The 15,125-nt window shown below is 72.3% G+C and carries 13 protein-coding genes and 1 pseudogene; 7 read left to right on the forward strand and 7 right to left on the reverse strand.

Annotated features, from left to right (window positions below; genetic code table 11):
• Window positions 1-12 precede the first annotated feature (12 nt).
• From ACIBQ8_RS16655 to ACIBQ8_RS16665, 3 genes are all read left to right on the forward strand, one after another.
• Complete coding sequence (locus ACIBQ8_RS16655; RefSeq protein ID WP_397176839.1) at window positions 13-1,404, forward strand: sigma 54-interacting transcriptional regulator; 1,392 nt, start codon at window positions 13-15, stop codon at window positions 1,402-1,404.
• A 62-nt stretch (window positions 1,405-1,466) separates the two neighbouring features.
• Window positions 1,467-2,225: a hypothetical protein gene (locus ACIBQ8_RS16660; protein ID WP_397192332.1), complete on the forward strand. Its 759-nt coding sequence runs from the start codon at window positions 1,467-1,469 to the stop codon at window positions 2,223-2,225.
• Window positions 2,226-2,262: 37 nt separating this feature from the next.
• Entirely contained in the window at window positions 2,263-4,230 is a 1,968-nt protein-coding gene (locus tag ACIBQ8_RS16665) for a VWA domain-containing protein (protein WP_397192517.1), read from the forward strand.
• A 67-nt stretch (window positions 4,231-4,297) separates the two neighbouring features.
• Here the strand turns inward: ACIBQ8_RS16665 and ACIBQ8_RS16670 are convergent, their stop codons facing one another.
• The 3 genes from ACIBQ8_RS16670 to ACIBQ8_RS16680 all read right to left on the reverse strand — a co-directional run bounded on the left by ACIBQ8_RS16670 (window position 4,298) and on the right by ACIBQ8_RS16680 (window position 6,346).
• Window positions 4,298-4,420: a hypothetical protein gene (locus tag ACIBQ8_RS16670; protein WP_397192333.1), complete on the reverse strand. Its 123-nt coding sequence runs from the start codon at window positions 4,418-4,420 to the stop codon at window positions 4,298-4,300.
• A gap of 279 nt (window positions 4,421-4,699) precedes the next feature.
• Window positions 4,700-5,563, reverse strand: coding sequence for a viomycin phosphotransferase (vph, locus tag ACIBQ8_RS16675; RefSeq protein ID WP_397192334.1), 864 nt, complete (start codon window positions 5,561-5,563; stop codon window positions 4,700-4,702).
• Between the two features lie 360 nt (window positions 5,564-5,923).
• On the reverse strand, window positions 5,924-6,346 hold the full coding sequence (locus ACIBQ8_RS16680) for a DUF6292 family protein (RefSeq protein WP_358294493.1): 423 nt from the start codon (window positions 6,344-6,346) through the stop codon (window positions 5,924-5,926).
• Between the two features lie 139 nt (window positions 6,347-6,485).
• Here ACIBQ8_RS16680 and ACIBQ8_RS16685 point away from each other — a divergent pair, with 139 nt between their 5' ends.
• Window positions 6,486-6,611 (forward strand): hypothetical protein, encoded by a 126-nt coding sequence (locus ACIBQ8_RS16685; RefSeq protein ID WP_352326121.1) that lies wholly within the window; start codon window positions 6,486-6,488, stop codon window positions 6,609-6,611.
• 10 nt (window positions 6,612-6,621) lie between these two features.
• The gene (locus tag ACIBQ8_RS16690) at window positions 6,622-7,053 is read left to right on the forward strand and encodes a DUF2269 family protein (protein ID WP_397176833.1); all 432 of its coding nucleotides are present in this window, start codon (window positions 6,622-6,624) and stop codon (window positions 7,051-7,053) included.
• On the opposite strand, the gene ACIBQ8_RS16695 is transcribed toward ACIBQ8_RS16690, so the two are convergent.
• Together ACIBQ8_RS16695 and ACIBQ8_RS16700 are read right to left on the reverse strand one after the other, a co-directional pair.
• A complete protein-coding gene (locus tag ACIBQ8_RS16695) occupies window positions 7,050-8,189 on the reverse strand; it encodes a cystathionine gamma-synthase (RefSeq protein ID WP_397176831.1) in 1,140 nt (379 codons plus the stop codon). The two genes, ACIBQ8_RS16690 and ACIBQ8_RS16695, sit on opposite strands and share 4 nt — an antisense overlap.
• A 133-nt stretch (window positions 8,190-8,322) precedes the next feature.
• Window positions 8,323-8,523 carry a hypothetical protein gene (locus ACIBQ8_RS16700; RefSeq protein WP_397192335.1) on the reverse strand — a complete coding sequence of 67 codons (201 nt, stop codon included), beginning with the start codon at window positions 8,521-8,523 and terminating at the stop codon, window positions 8,323-8,325.
• Window positions 8,524-9,111: 588 nt separating this feature from the next.
• Here ACIBQ8_RS16700 and ACIBQ8_RS16705 point away from each other — a divergent pair.
• Window positions 9,112-9,378, forward strand: a pseudogene (locus ACIBQ8_RS16705) (histidine kinase); the annotation flags it as partial.
• 285 nt (window positions 9,379-9,663) lie between these two features.
• On the opposite strand, the gene ACIBQ8_RS16710 reads toward ACIBQ8_RS16705, so the two are convergent.
• Window positions 9,664-12,804, reverse strand: a complete 3,141-nt coding sequence (locus ACIBQ8_RS16710) for a BTAD domain-containing putative transcriptional regulator (protein WP_397192336.1) — start codon at window positions 12,802-12,804, stop codon at window positions 9,664-9,666.
• A gap of 72 nt (window positions 12,805-12,876) precedes the next feature.
• On the opposite strand from ACIBQ8_RS16710, the gene ACIBQ8_RS16715 reads away from it, so the two are divergent.
• Window positions 12,877-13,725 carry an NAD(P)-dependent oxidoreductase gene (locus tag ACIBQ8_RS16715; RefSeq protein ID WP_397176826.1) on the forward strand — a complete coding sequence of 283 codons (849 nt, stop codon included), beginning with the start codon at window positions 12,877-12,879 and terminating at the stop codon, window positions 13,723-13,725.
• Here ACIBQ8_RS16715 and ACIBQ8_RS16720 read toward each other — a convergent pair whose 3' ends face one another.
• The gene (locus ACIBQ8_RS16720; RefSeq protein ID WP_352323551.1) at window positions 13,726-15,096 is read right to left on the reverse strand and encodes a cystathionine beta-synthase; all 1,371 of its coding nucleotides are present in this window, start codon (window positions 15,094-15,096) and stop codon (window positions 13,726-13,728) included.
• Window positions 15,097-15,125 lie beyond the last annotated feature (29 nt).

The raw sequence follows: 15,125 nt of genomic DNA on the forward strand, positions 1-15,125 counted from the left end.
AGTCTCGATCCCGTGCATCAGCCACGTATTCTCCGCGAGTTGCGGGAGAGCGGCCACGTTCATCGCAGCGTCAAGGCCGAGGTCCGGGAAAACCTGCTGGCCAGGCTGCGGGCCGGCGAGCCCCGGTTCCCCGGCATAGTGGGCTTCGACGACTCCGTCCTGCCACACCTGGAGCGGGCGCTGCTCGCCGGGCACGACCTGGTCCTGCTCGGTGAGCGAGGGCAGGGCAAGACGCGGCTCATCCGCACGATCACCGGCCTGCTCGACGAGTGGACCCCGGTGGTCGAGGGCTGCGAGATCAACGACCATCCGTACGCCCCCGCCTGCACGCGCTGCAAGACCATGGCGCGCGAGCTGGGCGACGAGCTGCCGGTGGCGTGGAAGCACCGCGACGAGCGTTACGGCGAGAAGCTCGCCACTCCCGACACCTCCGTCGGCGACCTCATCGGCGACGTCGACCCCATCAAGATCGCAGAGGGGCGCACCCTCGGCGACCCCGAGACCGTCCACTACGGCCTGGTCCCCCGCACCAACCGCGGCGTGTTCTCCGTCAACGAGCTGCCCGACCTGGCCGAGCGCATCCAGGTCTCGCTGCTCAACGTGCTGGAGGAGCGCGACATCCAGGTGCGCGGCTACAACCTGCGCCTGCCCCTCGACATCCTGCTCATCGCCAGCGCCAACCCCGAGGACTACACCAACAGGGGCCGCATCATCACGCCGCTGAAGGACCGCTTCGGCGCCGAGATCCGCACCCACTACCCGCTCACGGTCGAGGACGAGCTCACCCTCATCCGCCAGGAGTCGGTGCCCGACATCGGGGCCGACGTGCCGGAGCACCTGATCGAGGTGATCGCCAGGTTCACCCGGCTGGTCCGCGAGTCCACGGCCGTCGACGCCCGTTCCGGCGTGTCGGCGCGCTTCTCGATCGCCGCCGCCGAGACCGCCGCGGCCTCCGCCGTGCGCAGGTCGGCGATCAAGGGCGAGGACCAGGCCGTCACGCGCGTCTGCGACCTGGCCTGCGTCGTCCACAGCCTGCGCGGCAAGGTGGAGTTCGAGGTCAGCGAGGAGGGCAGGGAGACCGAGATCCTGGCCCACCTGCTGCGCCGGGCCACGGCCGAGACGTTCAGGAGCAGGCTGGGCGGCATGGACCTGTCCCCGGTGACCGACAAGTTCGCCGAGGGCAACCAGGTGGAGTCCGGCGACATGGTGGCCGCGGCCGAGCTGCTGCACCGGATCGGGCCGGTCAGCGGCCTGGCCAAGATCATGTCCAGGCTCGGCATGGGCGCCGGCGAGGAGTCCCCCGGGCACGCCGCGGCGGCCCTGGAGTTCGCGCTGGAAGGTCTCTACCTCATGCGGCGGCTGTCAAGGGAAGACCTCGACGGGGTCACCATCTACAGGACGTGAACAAACGGGCGGTTTCCCGCGTCGTAGTGTTTGGTTGATCACGACTCCGGGGGGAACCGCCCATGCGCCTGCTCATCCATGCCACCGCCGTCGGCCTCGTCCTGGGCGGCCTCGCGCTTCCCGCGCAGGCGGCCCCCGCCACGGCGGCCGCCAAGACCGCCTACGGCTACGCCTGGGCCGACGGCAAGGGCAGCCTGCGGATCGTGCCCATGAAGCCCGCCAAGGTGCGGCGCGGCGGCAACGTGCTCTACAAGCTGACCCCGGTCCCGGGGGCCACAGAGCTCAAGCTCGACTACACCCGCGCCGCCTACAGCCGGGTGACGACGGCCTGCGACCTGAAGGAGACCGAGGGCCGGGTGGCGCTGGACCGCGACGGCCTGGGCCGTACGCCGTGCAAGCCCGCCCAGCTTACCGTCGGGCTCCGGGAGGGCGCGGTCCCGCTGCGGGTCGAGTACGAGGGCGGCAGGGCAGTGAAGGCCCAGGAGTTCCTGCTGAACGCCTGGCCGGAGCCGGTCACCGCGCGCGGCTCGATCAAGCGCATCGACGACGCGACGGTCCTGTTCAGCACCGGCGGCGAGCAGCTCAAGCTGGGCTACACGTACCTGACGTCCTTCTACCGGGCCACCGCCCGCTGCGGCGACCGCTGGGTGTCCGGGAAGCCGGCCGGCGTCGACAAGCGCGGGCTCGGCACGCTGCCCTGCGAGTCGGCCGATCTGGCCAAGGCGCTCAAGGGGGCCGGGCGCGCGGTCCAGGTGCAGGTGAGTTATACGCCCGACGCGAACAGCGCGGTCGAGGTGTGGGAAGTGGCCAGGCGTCCGTAGACGGGCGGGGGCGGGTTGGGGTTAGCGTGGAAGCGTGATGGCCTTCCGCTACGGCGAATACCACGACGGCCCCGACCCCCTGGCCCCTCCTTACGACGTACGCGCGGCCCTCGACGAGATGGGCGACGCGATCCTGTCCGGTTCGACGCCGGTCCACGCGCTGCGCGACCTGCTCAAGCGCGGGCTGCCGGGCAGCCAGGACCGGCGGGGGCTCGACGACATGCTCAAGGAGGTCCGCAGGCGGCGCAGGGACCTGCGCGAGCGCGGGCGGCTCGACGGCACCCTCGAACGCGCGCGGGCGTTGCTGGACAAGGCGATCGGGCAGGAGCGGGCCGAGCTGTTCCCCGACCCGTCCGACGACGCGCGGCTGCGCGAGGCCGGGCTCGACGGGCTGCCCGAGGACACCGCGAGCGCCATCCAGGAGCTGAGCACGTACGAGTGGCGCTCGGCGGCGGCCCGCCAGACCTTCGAGGAGCTGCGCGACCTGCTGCGGCGCGAGGTGCTCGACAGCCAGTTCAGAGGGCTGCGCGACGCGCTGGCCAACCCCGACCCCGAGGCCATGGCCCGCGTCCGGCAGATGATGTCCGACCTGAACGACATGCTCGACAGGGACAGCCGGGGCGAGCACCTCCAAGAAGACTTTGACGCCTTTATGGCGAAATATGGCGATTTGTTCCCAGAAACGCCCCGGAACCTTGAGGAGCTCGTCGACATCCTGGCCCGGCGGGCCGCCGCCACCCAGCGCATGCTGGCCTCGATGACCCCCCGCCAGCGCGAGGAGCTGTCCAGCCTCATCAACCAGACGCTCGACCAGGCCGGCCTGTCCGACCAGATGCGCCGCCTCGGCGAGGCCCTGCACGCCCGCCGTCCCGACCTGGCCTGGAACGCCCCCGAGCGCCTGACCGGCGAGGAGCCCCTGGCCATGGGCGACGCCGTCACCGCCCTGGAGGAGCTGGCCGACCTCACCCAGTTGGAGACCGCCCTGCGCCAGGACTACCCGGGCGCGCGCCTCGACGACATCGACGAGGCGGCCGTGCGCCGTGCCCTGGGCCGGGCGGCGGTCGACGACCTGGAGGCGCTCAAGCGCATCGAACGCGAGCTGGAGGAGCAGGGCTACCTGCTGCGCCGCCGCGGCAAGCTGGAGCTGACCCCGAAGGCGGTCCGGCGGCTCGGCGAGACCGCGCTGCGGCGCGTCTTCTCCTCCCTCGACGCGGGCCGGCGCGGCGACCACGACCAGCACGACGCGGGCTCGGCCGGCGAGCTGACCGGCTCCACCCGGCCGTGGCGCTTCGGCGACGAGCAGCCGATCGACGTCGTCCGCACGCTGGTCAACGGCGTGCGCAGCGGCGGCGTGGCGACCGCCCCTCAGGACGGGCGGGCCCGGGTGCGCCTGTCCGTCGACGACTTCGAGGTCTCCGAGACCGAACGCCGCAGCGCGGCGGCGGTGTGCCTGCTGGTCGACCTGTCGTACTCGATGGCCCTGCGCGGCACGTGGGCCGCGGCCAAGCAGACCGCGCTGGCCCTCCAGGCGCTGGTGGCCTCCAAGTTCCCGCAGGACGCCGTGCAGATCATCGGCTTCTCCAACTACGCCCGGGTCCTGCAGCCCGACGAGCTGGCCGGCCTCGACTGGGACATGGTCCAGGGCACCAACCTCCACCACGCCCTCCTGATCGCCGGCCGCCACCTCGACCGCCACCCCGACTTCGAGCCGGTGGTGCTGGTGGTCACCGACGGCGAGCCGACCGCCCACCTCATGCGCAACGGCAGGTCGGCCTTCGAGTGGCCGCCGTCGCACGAGACGCTGGAGCTGACGCTGGCCGAGGTGGACAAGATGACGCGACGACGGGCGACGATCAACGTCTTCATGCTGGCGGCCGACGACCGGCTGAAGGAGTTCGTGGACGAGGTGGCCCGCAGGAACGGCGGCCGGGTGTTCTCACCGAGCGCCGACCGGCTCGGCGAATACGTCGTCAGCGACTTCCTCCGCCTCCGCCGCTCCCGCTGACCGAAGGCAGCGACATCGCTCGGCGGCGTTCCTCCGGCGTCCGGCGCCACCGGCCGGCGCCGGACGCTCACCCCGCCGTACGGCTGAACGCCCGGTGAGGACGGGCGGCCGTCGTCTCGATGCCGGTCTCCTCGGCCAGGTGCTCGGCCAGTTCGTCCAGCGTCGCGCCGCAGCGGACGTCGGACAGCACGCTCCCACGGGGTACCGGGCCCTGCGAACGGCCACCCAGCCTCCGGTCACGTCATCGATGTGCCAGCCGGGATGGGCCGCCCTCACCGACTGCGCGCTCACGGTCCCCGGTGGCCCGGGGTTCGGTGCGTCGTCATGTCGTGGCACGTGACCGAAGCTACGGACGTCGCCGGCGGGAAAGTCACACGCTGTCTGCGACTTCTCCAGTGCTGTGACCGCATAGGTTCACCGGGTTGCTGTTGCTGTGAAGTGCTCGATGACGCGGATGTGTCGGTGTGTCTCAGCGGTAGCAGGCCAGGCCGTCCGCGAGTTCTTCTTCGTCGCCGTCGCGGATTGCGTAGAGGGCTTGCTGCAGGGCGAATGTGCCGCGGATCGCGGCGATGCGGGTAAGGAGTCGGTGATTTGACCACCTGCCCAGGGCGAGCACTCGCTCCAGGAGCTCAGGACCGTAGCTGGCGCCGATGGCTGCGAGGTCCTCGGCCGGGTCGCTGAGTGTGACATCGTCCCAGTCGATCACTCCGGAGAGGTGCGGCAGGCCATGCGCCCACTCCCAGAGGACGTTTTCGGCACCGAGGTCGCCATGCACCACTGCTCGGGTGAGGTGGGGAAGGCTGTCGAGTGCTGTGAGTTCCCGTTCGGCCCGCAGGCGTCCGCTGTCGGACATGAGCGGGAACAGCTCCGCGCGCACGTTCTCCGCGAGCCGCCGCCACTGGCCTTCTGGGGCCTGAGGGAGAATTGATCGTACGGTCTCGTCGGTGCCGGCACGGGCCAGGCCGGACAGCAGCGTGGCGTACTGCGCCGCCACGGTGTCGACCACGTGGGCATCGTTGAGGGCGTCGGTCTCCAGCGGTTCTCCAGGAATGCGGCTGAGTACCAGGAACGGTGGCTCGTCGGTGCCGTGGGAGCCGCCCTGGAGCAGCGGCTCAGGTGTGCGGAAGCCGAGATCGAGGCTGGCGAGTGCGTGGAGTGCGGCCGCCCGCTGGGGCAGCCGGGCGGCCGCTGCCCGGGTGCGGGGCAGGCACACGAAGCGGTCTTTGCCGATGACCACGATGTGGAATTGCCCCTGACGTACTGCAAGGTCGTCCGGTTTGTCGTCGGGCAGCAGACGGCTCAGCAGAGCGCGATGCGTCGTACGGATGCTCATGGGTGTGACCTGTGGATTCTTCGATGGGTCGGAGGCGATGTGCACGACTCGACCTGGGAGATCAGGCTCTTGGAGCAGGGCACGAGCAGGGCCAGGCCGTCACCGGCGGAGCCCATGGGAGTCCCCTTCCCGAGGCCGGCTGCTGCCTTCTCGGCTCAGGGTAAGAGGTGGCCGTTCGGGAGAGGGCCGGTTCGGCAGGACGATGTCCAGGAAGCGGGAGAAGGCCGCACTGTGCGGAGTCGCGACATCTCGTACCCGACGGGGCCCCGGGGCGGCAACCCCCGGCGACGGGGAGCTCTGCTCCCCCGGGAAAACAGTGGCGGAGGCCCTTCGGGCGGAAGCCCCTTGCTTGAGGGCTTGTCAGGCTTCGATCAGGCGGGCGTAGAAGTCGAGGGCCACGTCGAACCCGTCGCGGCAGTTGCGGTGCGACCGGTAACACGGCCGCCAGGCCGAGCTGGCCCCCACTCCAGCCCGCGCGTCCACCAGCGCCGACGGCACGCGCTCCGGCCGGGGCAGCAGCCCGTGGCCCAGGTAGCGGACGCCGGTCAGCTCGGTGTGCGCGCCCGGCCCGCCGGAGACGAAGCGGCCGAGCCGCCAGCCGCTCTCCTCGTCCCACACCAGCGCGTGGCCGTCGGTCAGCTTGACGGTGGCGTGCCGCGGATCGCAGGGACCCTCCCACCAGTCGGCCACCTCGGCTCCGAGCAGGTCGACGACGCGCTCCACATAGCCCGCCGGCTGCTGCAGCCACTCGTCGGTGTACGGCTCGACATGCCTGATGGCCACGGACGGCACCCCCTTGTGCCCTGAAGGTAAGAAAAAAGCGACGGTGACCAACCATACCCGTGGCGAACTTATTCCGTTGCACGTCCGTCTAGTCATTACGGACGATATTTACGTCGGACACGGGGAAGGAGGAGAGCCCATGATTGCCACGATCCTGCTGATCACCCTGATGGCCGTAGCGGTGGCGGCCACGGAGCTCATCATGCGTTGCTCCTCGCAGGTTAAAGAGAGTGTCGAGCCGCCGACCGAGATCGTCGGGGACTAGTCTCAGGCGCATGTCCCTGCTTCTCTGGCTGCACATCGGCTTCGCCATCTTCACGATCGGCCCGCTGACCGCCGCGACGATGGCGGCTCCGCGGGCCATCCGCAACAACAACGTGCCCGTCCTGCGGAACATCCAGCGCACCACGAGGATCTACAGCCTGGCCAGCCTTGGTGTGCTGGTGTTCGGCGTGGCCCTGGGCGTCGTCGTCGGGAACGGCGTGCTCGGCCTGTGGTACATGACGGCGTCGATGACGCTGTTCATCGTGGCGATCGTGTTGCTGGTCATCATCGACCGCGACCTGCGCACCGCCCTCCGCGCGCTCGAGAGCGAGAACGCGGAGGACGACGCGAAGGTGCAGACCGGCCGGGTCGCCGCGATCAGCGGCCTGCTGGCCGTGATCTGGCTCGTGATCCTCTTCCTGATGGTCGTCCCGACGCCTTAGCCGAGGGCCTGGGTGAGGTCGGCGAGCAGGTCGTCGACCGTCTCGATGCCGACCGACAGGCGTACCAGGTCGCTCGGCACCTCCAGGGGCGAGCCCGCCGCGGAGGCGTGCGTCATCCGGCCCGGGTGCTCGATGAGCGACTCGACGCCGCCCAGCGACTCGCCGAGCGTGAACAGCTTGGCCCGGTTGCACACCTCCACGGCCTCGGCCTCGCCGCCCGCGACGCGGAAGGACACCATGCCGCCGAAGCGCCGCATCTGCTTGGCCGCGATCTCGTGGCCGGAGTGCTCGGCCAGGCCCGGGTAGAGCACCTGGGTCACGCGCGGGTGCGCGAGCAGCAGGTCGACGACGCGTTCGGCGTTGTCGCAGTGGCGGTCCATGCGCACGCCGAGGGTCTTGAGCCCGCGCAGCGTCAGCCAGGCGTCGAACGGGCCGGCCACCGCGCCCATCGCGTTCTGGTGGTAGGTCAGCTCGTCGCCGAGGCCCTTGTCCCGGGCGATCAGCGCGCCGCCGACCACGTCGGAGTGGCCGCCGACGTACTTGGTGGTGGAGTGGACGACCACGTCGGCCCCGAGCGCCAGGGGCTGCTGCAGGTACGGCGAGGCGAAGGTGTTGTCCACGACCAGCAGCGCGCCGTTCTCGTGGGCCAGCTGCGCCAGGGCGGCGATGTCGGCGATGCCGAGCAGCGGGTTGGTGGGCGTCTCGACCCACACGATCTTCGTCTTCTGCGTCATGGCCGACGCCACCGCGTCGAGGTCGTGCAGCGGGACGGGGTCGTAGTGCAGGCCCCAGCGCTCGTTCACCTTGGCGAACAGCCGGTACGTGCCCCCGTACGCGTCGTTGGGGATGATCACGTGATCCTGCGGCCGGCACACCGTGCGCAGCAGGGTGTCCTCGGCGGCCAGGCCCGAGGCGAACGCCAGCCCGCGCGCGCCGCCCTCCACGGCGGCCAGCGCCTCTTCCAGCGCCGTCCGCGTGGGGTTGGCCGAGCGGCTGTACTCATATCCCGAACGCAGGCCGCCCACGCCGTCCTGCTTGTAGGTGGACGTGGCGTAGATCGGCGGCACGACCGCGCCGGTCAGCGGGTCGGGCTCCTGACCTGCGTGGATCGCCAGGGTCTCAAAACCGTTGGTCATAGGCCCCACGTTAACGGAAAGCGGCCCGCGATCCGTTCCCCAGCGGATCGCGGGCCGGTGGCGGGGCCCGTCCCCCGACGGCTCCCGCCCGGACCCGCGCGGCCATGCCCGCGCGGGCCACGTTCTCGAAGGCTCAGGCCGCCCGGGGCTCGCGGGCCGCCGCGGCCGGGGCGGCCGGGGCGCTGAGCCGTACGACCTCCACGTCGATGTGGCGGCCGCTGGCGCCCTCCGCGTCCTCACCGTTGATGCGCGAGAGCAGCACGGGGTCGGCCAGCGCGAGCAGCGCCGTGACGACCAGTCCCAACCCCAGCAGAACGAACCCGATGACAACCATGTCCTGTCCCCCTTCCGACGTGTTCCAGCATCGCCGAGGGGCCGTCGCCGCCGCCTCCGCTGAAGGGCTGGTCCGGCGGCGACCGGGTCGGCCGATCGGTTGATACGAGTTGTCCGACTTCCGGCCTACTCTCGTGGCGTGGGGGATTCGAAAGGCATCGTGTACTGGGTCCGGCGGCTGGGCGAGATCGCGATGCTCGGCTGGCTCGGCATGATGCTGCTGCTCGACCTGGCCATCGCCGTCAGCACCGGGGGGCTGCAGTGGTTCGTGCCGTTCTGCGGCGCGGCCGGGATCGCGGCGGTCCTCCTGCGCCGCCGCCACCGGCTTGAGGGCTTCTGCGCGCTGCTGGGGCTGTCCTTCGCCGTGTCGGTGGTCATCGGGTCGGTCGACTCGCTGGGCGCGCCCGGCATGGCCGAGACGGGGTCGCTGCTGATCCTCCTCATCGGCGTGCTGCGGCACGTGGAGCCGGTACGTCGGGCGGCGCTGCTGTCGCTGGCGGGGCTGGCCGTGCTGATGGCCGAGTCGGCCAGGCGCGACTACCCCACGGCGGGTCTGGCGTTCGCGTTCCTGCTGTTCGCCGGGTGGTCGATGGCCGCGGGCATCGGCGGCTACCTGCGCTTCCAGCAGGAGCGCCGGACCGAGGCGGTGCACTCCGTACGCCGGGCCGAGCGTCTCGAACTGGCCAGGGAGCTGCACGACCTGGTCGCCCACCACATCACCGGCATCGTCGTCCAGGCCCAGGCCGCGCGTACGGTCGCCGAGAACAAGCCCGAGGCCGTGCTGCCCGCGCTCGACGCCATCGCCTCGGCCGGGTCGGAGGCGCTGACCTCGATGCGGCGCATGGTCACCGTCCTGCGCACCGAGGACGAGGCCGACCGCAGGCCCGGCACGACGCTGGCCGACCTGCGGCTGCTGACCGAGCGGTTCTCGGTCGAGGGGCCGAAGGTGGCCTTCGAGATCGGGTCGGGCATCGACGACCGGACGCTGCCGCCCGAGGTGATGACGACGCTGCACCGGGTCCTGCTGGAATCGCTCACCAACGTGCGCAAGCACGCCACCCGGGCCGCGTGGGTGGAGGCCGATCTGCGGCGGTACGAGCGGGTGGTCGTGCTGCGGGTGCGGAACTTCGGCTCGGTCGCCTCAGACCCGCGGGTGTCCCGGCTGGGCGGCGGGTTCGGGCTGGTCGGCATGGCCGAGCGGGTGGAGGCGCTGGGCGGCAGGCTCTACGCGGGCCCGTCCCCCGAGGGCCCCTGGGAAGTGATCGCCGAGTTCCCGCTGCCCTGAGGCGAAGGACCGGGCGAACTCCGGCTCGCCCATGGCGGCGCGCAGGCGGGCGGTGATCCGGTCCACGTCATGGCGTTCGCCCGCGGGAAGGGGCGCGCCGACTTCCCGCCGGAGCGCCGCGGCCCGTCCCAGCTCGCGCGCCGCCTCCGCCAGGTGCTCGCCGCCCGCGATCGACAGCGCGCCCGCCAGCCCCTCCAGGGCCAGCGCGACGGCCCGCGGGTCGCCCGTCGCGCGGGCGTTCGCGTAGCCCTCGCGCTGGCGCGCCAGCGCCGTCCCCGCGTCGCCGCGCTGCTCGGCCACGAACCCCCACTCGGCCATGACGAACGCCGTGCCGGGCGTCCCCCGCACCTGCCGCAGCCAGTCGAGCGCGGACAGCAGGTACGACTCCGCCTCCTCGTACCGCCCCTGCCTGCGGGCGCTCATGGCCAGGCCGAGCAGCGCGTTCTCCTCCGCCGACCGGTACGACTGCGCCACCGCCAGCCGCCTGGCCCGCCCGTGGTAGTCGTCGGACCGCTCGTAGTCGCCCGTGAGCAGCGCGAGCCGGCCGAGCGCGGCCAGCTTGAACGACACGTCGAACCCCAGCCCCTCGGCCAGCCGCAGCGCCTCGTGCCGCAGCCGGGCCGCCCGCTCGTAGTCGCCGCGGATCTCGGCCAGCCGGTCGAGCACGTCCATGGCCTCGACCTGTCCCCATTCGTCCCCCAGCTCGCGGAAGAGGGCCAGGCCGCGCTCGCCGTCGCGTTCCATCGCCGCGAGGTCGCCGCGGCCCACCGCGAGCTTGGCCCGCAGGCACAGCGCCGCCGCCACCCCCCACCGGTCCCCCAGCTCCTCGTACGCCGCCAGCGCCCGCCCCACCGCGTCCCGGTGCGCCGCGTGGTCGCCGTACGCCCAGCGGACGTAGCTGAGGAACCAGTCGGCCAGCGCGGCTCCCGCCCGGTCGAGGGCGGCCCGGCGTACCGGCGGGGTGGGCTCGCCGAGCAGCAGCCCGATGCCGGCCAGCCACACCGAGGCCAGGGCGGCGGCGCCGTCCTGGCCGCCCGCCGCCAGCGCCGCCTCGATCGACCGGCGGGCCTCGCGCAGCCTGCCGCGCAGGATCCAGTACCAGGCGAGCGCGTTGGCCAGGCGCAGCGGCTCCGGCCCGGACAGGGCCAGCCGCAGGTTGGCGCTCTCGGCGTCCAGCCGGTCCAGCCATTCGTGCTGGCGCGGGCCGCGCAGCTCGGCGCGGGCGGCCAGGTCGGTGTAGTAGCGGGCGTGCCGCTCCCGCAGCAGGTCGTGCTCGCCGGCCTCGCGCAGCCGTTCGAGGCAGTAGGCGGTCACCGACTCCAGCAGCCGGTAGCGGGTTCCCAGGGGGCCTCGCGCCACGGCGACCAGCGACCGGTCCACGAGCCTGGCCAGCACGTCGAGCACGTCCACGCCGGGCTCGGCGCAGACCGACTCGGCGGCCTCCAGGGTGCAGCCGTCGGCGTGCGCGGCCAGCCGCCGCAGCACCGCGCGTTCCTCGGCGGACAGCAGCTCCCAGCTCCAGTCGATGGTGGCCCGCAGCGTGCGCTGCCGGGCCGGGGCGTCCCGCATCCCGGCGCTGAGCAGCCTGAACCGGTCGTCCAGGCGGGCGGCCAGCTCCTGTACGCCGAGCGCCCGCACCCGCCTCGCCGCCAGCTCCAGGGCCAGCGGGATGCCGTCGAGCCGCCGGCAGATGACGGCCACGGTGGGGCCGGGCTCGACGTCCGCGCGGGCCGCGAAGAGCCGTACGGCGTCGGCCTCGGCCAGCGGGTGGACGACGCGGACCCGTTCGCCGGTGACGCCCAGCGGCTCCTGGCTGGTGGCCAGCACGCGCAGGCCGGGCGCGGCCCGCAACAGCGCCGAGACGAGCCCGGCGACCTGCTCGACCAGGTGCTCGCAGTTGTCCAGGACCAGCAGCGCGTTCCTGCCCGCCAGCACCCCGGCCAGCCTGGACGCCAGCGGCACGGAGTCGTCGTCGCGCACGCCCAGCACCGCCGCCACCGCCTCGGCCACGTCGGCGTCCCCGGCCCCGGCCAGCTCCACCAGCCACACCCCGTCGGCGAACCCGCCCTGCCGCGGCTCGGCGGCCTCGCCGAAGGCCAGGCGGCGGGCGGCGGCGAGGGCGAGCCGGGTCTTGCCCACGCCGCCCGGCCCGGTCAGGGTCACCAGCCGCGAGTCCGCCAGCAGGGCGGCGACCTCGGCGAGGTCGGCGTCCCGGCCGACCAGCGGGGTGAGCGGCGCGGGCAGGTTGGTCGGCGGCCCGGGGTCGGCGGCGGGCGGCGGGGCGGCCAGCGAGGGGTCGTGGCGCAGGATGGCCCGGTGCAGGGCGGCCAGCTCGGGCGAGGGGTCGAGCCCCAGCTCCTCGGCCAGCCTGGCGCGCAGCTCCTCGTAGCCGGCCAGCGCCTCGCTCTGCCGGCCGCCCCGGTACAGGGCCTTCATGTGCGAGGCGCGCAGCCGTTCGCGCAGGGGGTGCCGGGCGACCAGGTCGGCGAGGTCGACGTCGTGGCCGAGCGCGAGGCGCACCTCGGCCTGCTCCTCCAGGGCCGACAGCCGCAGCTCGGTCAGCAGGGTGATCTCGGGACGGGCGAACCCCTCGTCGGCGAAGTCGGCGTAGGCCGCGCCCCGCCACAGGGCGAGCGCCTGGTCGAGCTCGCGGGCGCGCTCACGCGGGGCTGCGCCGCGTCGGCCCACGAGCGCGCGGAACCGGACGGCGTCGCAGTCGTGGGCGGCCAGCCGGTAGCCGGCCGGGCCGTGGACGACCATGGCCGGGTCGCCGAGCGCGCGGCGGAGCTGGGAGACGCGGGCCTGGAGGGTGCCGAGCGGGTTGCGGCCGGGCCGGTCGCCCCACAGGTCGTCGATCAGCCGGTCGGCGGAGACCGGGCCGCCGCCGGCCGCCAGCAGGGCGGCGAGGAGCGCGCGCACCTTGGGCTCGGCGACGTGGATCTCCTCGCCGCCGTCCGTCCGGACGGTCAGCGGGCCGAGCACCCCGAATCGCACCATGCAGAGACTAACCCGTAGCCGGTCATAAGGATTTCCGTAGGGCGGTGCCGCAGGCTCCCTGTCATGACTCAGGTGACAGTTGCAGGACTCGGCCCGATGGGGTCGAAGATGGCCGAGACGTTCCTCGGCGCGGGTTTCGACGTGGCCGTGTGGAACCGTACGGCCGGCAAGACCGAACCGCTGGTCGCCCGGGGAGCCCGGCGCGCGGCCTCGGCCGCGGACGGCGACCTGCTGGTGTTCAGCCAGATCGGCTACCAGGCGATGTACGACAGCCTCGGCGAGGCCGGGCTCGACGGGAAGGTGCTGGTCAACCTCAGCTCGGGCACCCCGGAGGAGCTGCGCGCCGCGGCACAGTGGGTGGCCGGACGGGGCGGCACGCTCATCACCGCCGGGATCATGGTCCCGCCCCCGGGCATCGGGCAGCCGGGCTCGTACGCCTTCTACAGCGGCCCCAAGGACGTGCTCGACCGGCACACGGCGACGCTCAGCGCCCTCGGCGACGTCATCCACGTCGGCGCGGACGAGGGCCTGGCGATGATGTATTACCAGTCGCTGCTGCTGATCTTCTGGTCGAGCCTGACCAGCCAGATGCACGCCATGGCGATGCTGAGCACGGCCGGGGTCTCCCCGCTGGAGTTCCTGCCGTACGTGCGGGAGACCTTCACCCAGCTCGGCGGCGACGGCGTGATGGGGTTCGCGAGGATCCTGGCCGAGGAGTTCGCCGCCGGGACCTACCCCGGCGAGCTGAACTCGCTGCACATGCAGGCCGTGGGCCTCGGCCACGTCGTGCACGCGCTGGCCGAGGCCGGTGTGGAGACCACGGTGCCGAACGCGCTGAAGGAGCTGTTCGAGCGCGCCGATGCCGAGGGACGCGGGCACGAGGGCCTCGGCACCGTGATCGAATCGATAAGGAAGCCCTGATCAGTGGTTGGCGAGGAAGGCGAGCAGGTCCTGCCGGGTCAGCAGCCCGGCGGGCTTGCCGTCCTCCAGGACGACGGCCGCGTCGGCCTTCTCCAGCGCCTCGACCGCGCGCGCGACGGGTTCACCGCTGCCGATCGTGGGTAGCGGCGCCGACATGTGGTCGGAGATCGGGTCGTCGGAGGCGAGCCTGCCGTGGTAGAGGGCCTCCAGGAGGTCGCGCTCGACGATGGAGCCGACCACTTCGGCCGCCATGACCGGCGGCTCCTCCTTCATGACCGGGAGCTGGGACACCGAGTACTCGCGCATGATCGAGATGGCCGTGCCGACCGACTCGTGCGGGTGGGCGTGCACGAACTCCGGCAGGCCCGGCCCCTTGCGCGCCAGCACGTCGCCGACCAGGCCCTCGTCCGAGCTGGTGGTCAGGAAGCCGTAGTCGGCCATCCAGTCGTCGTTGAAGATCTTCGACAGGTAGCCGCGGCCGCCGTCGGGCAGCAGCACGACCACCACGTCGTCGGGGCCCGCCTTGGCCGCCACCTGCAGCGCCGCCACCACGGCCATGCCGCACGAGCCGCCGACCAGCAGCCCCTCCTCGCGGGCCAGGCGGCGGGTCATGTTGAAGGAGTCCTTGTCGGACACCGCGATGATCTCGTCGCAGATGCCGGTGTCGTAGGTGGCCGGCCAGATGTCCTCGCCCACGCCCTCGACCAGGTAGGGACGACCGGAGCCGCCGGAGTACACCGAGCCCTCGGGGTCGGCGCCGATGATCTTCACCCGGCCGTCGGAGACCTCCCTGAGGTAGCGGCCGGTGCCGCTGATCGTGCCGCCGGTGCCGATGCCCGCCACGAAGTGCGTGATGCGGCCGTCGGTCTGCTCCCACAGCTCGGGACCGGTCGAGTGGTAGTGGGAGTCGGGGTTGTTGACGTTGGAGTACTGGTCGGGCTTCCAGGCGTTGGGGATCTCACGGGCCAGCCGGTCGGAGACCGAGTAGTAGGACTCCGGGTGGTCGGGCGAGACGGCGGTGGGGCAGACCACGACCTCGGCCCCGTACGCGCGCAGCACCGCGATCTTGTCCTGGGCCACCTTGTCGGGCACCACGAACAGGCACCGGTAGCCCTTCTGCTGGGCCACGATGGCCAGGCCCACTCCGGTGTTGCCGGACGTCGGCTCGACGATGACGCCGCCCGGCCGCAGCGCGCCCGAGGCCTCGGCGGCCTCGATCATGCGCAGCGCGATGCGGTCCTTGACCGAGCCGCCCGGATTGAAATATTCGACCTTGGCCAGCACCTGGGCGGAGATCCCCGCCGTGACCTTGTGCAGGCGGACGAGCGGAGTGTTCCCCATGAGATCGACCAGGGAATCGTAAACGCGCACCGAGGTGTTCACCTTCTTTGCCGAAGCTT

Origin of the sequence: Nonomuraea sp. NPDC049646 (assembly GCF_044465525.1) — a bacterium.
Lineage (GTDB): Bacteria > Actinomycetota > Actinomycetes > Streptosporangiales > Streptosporangiaceae > Nonomuraea.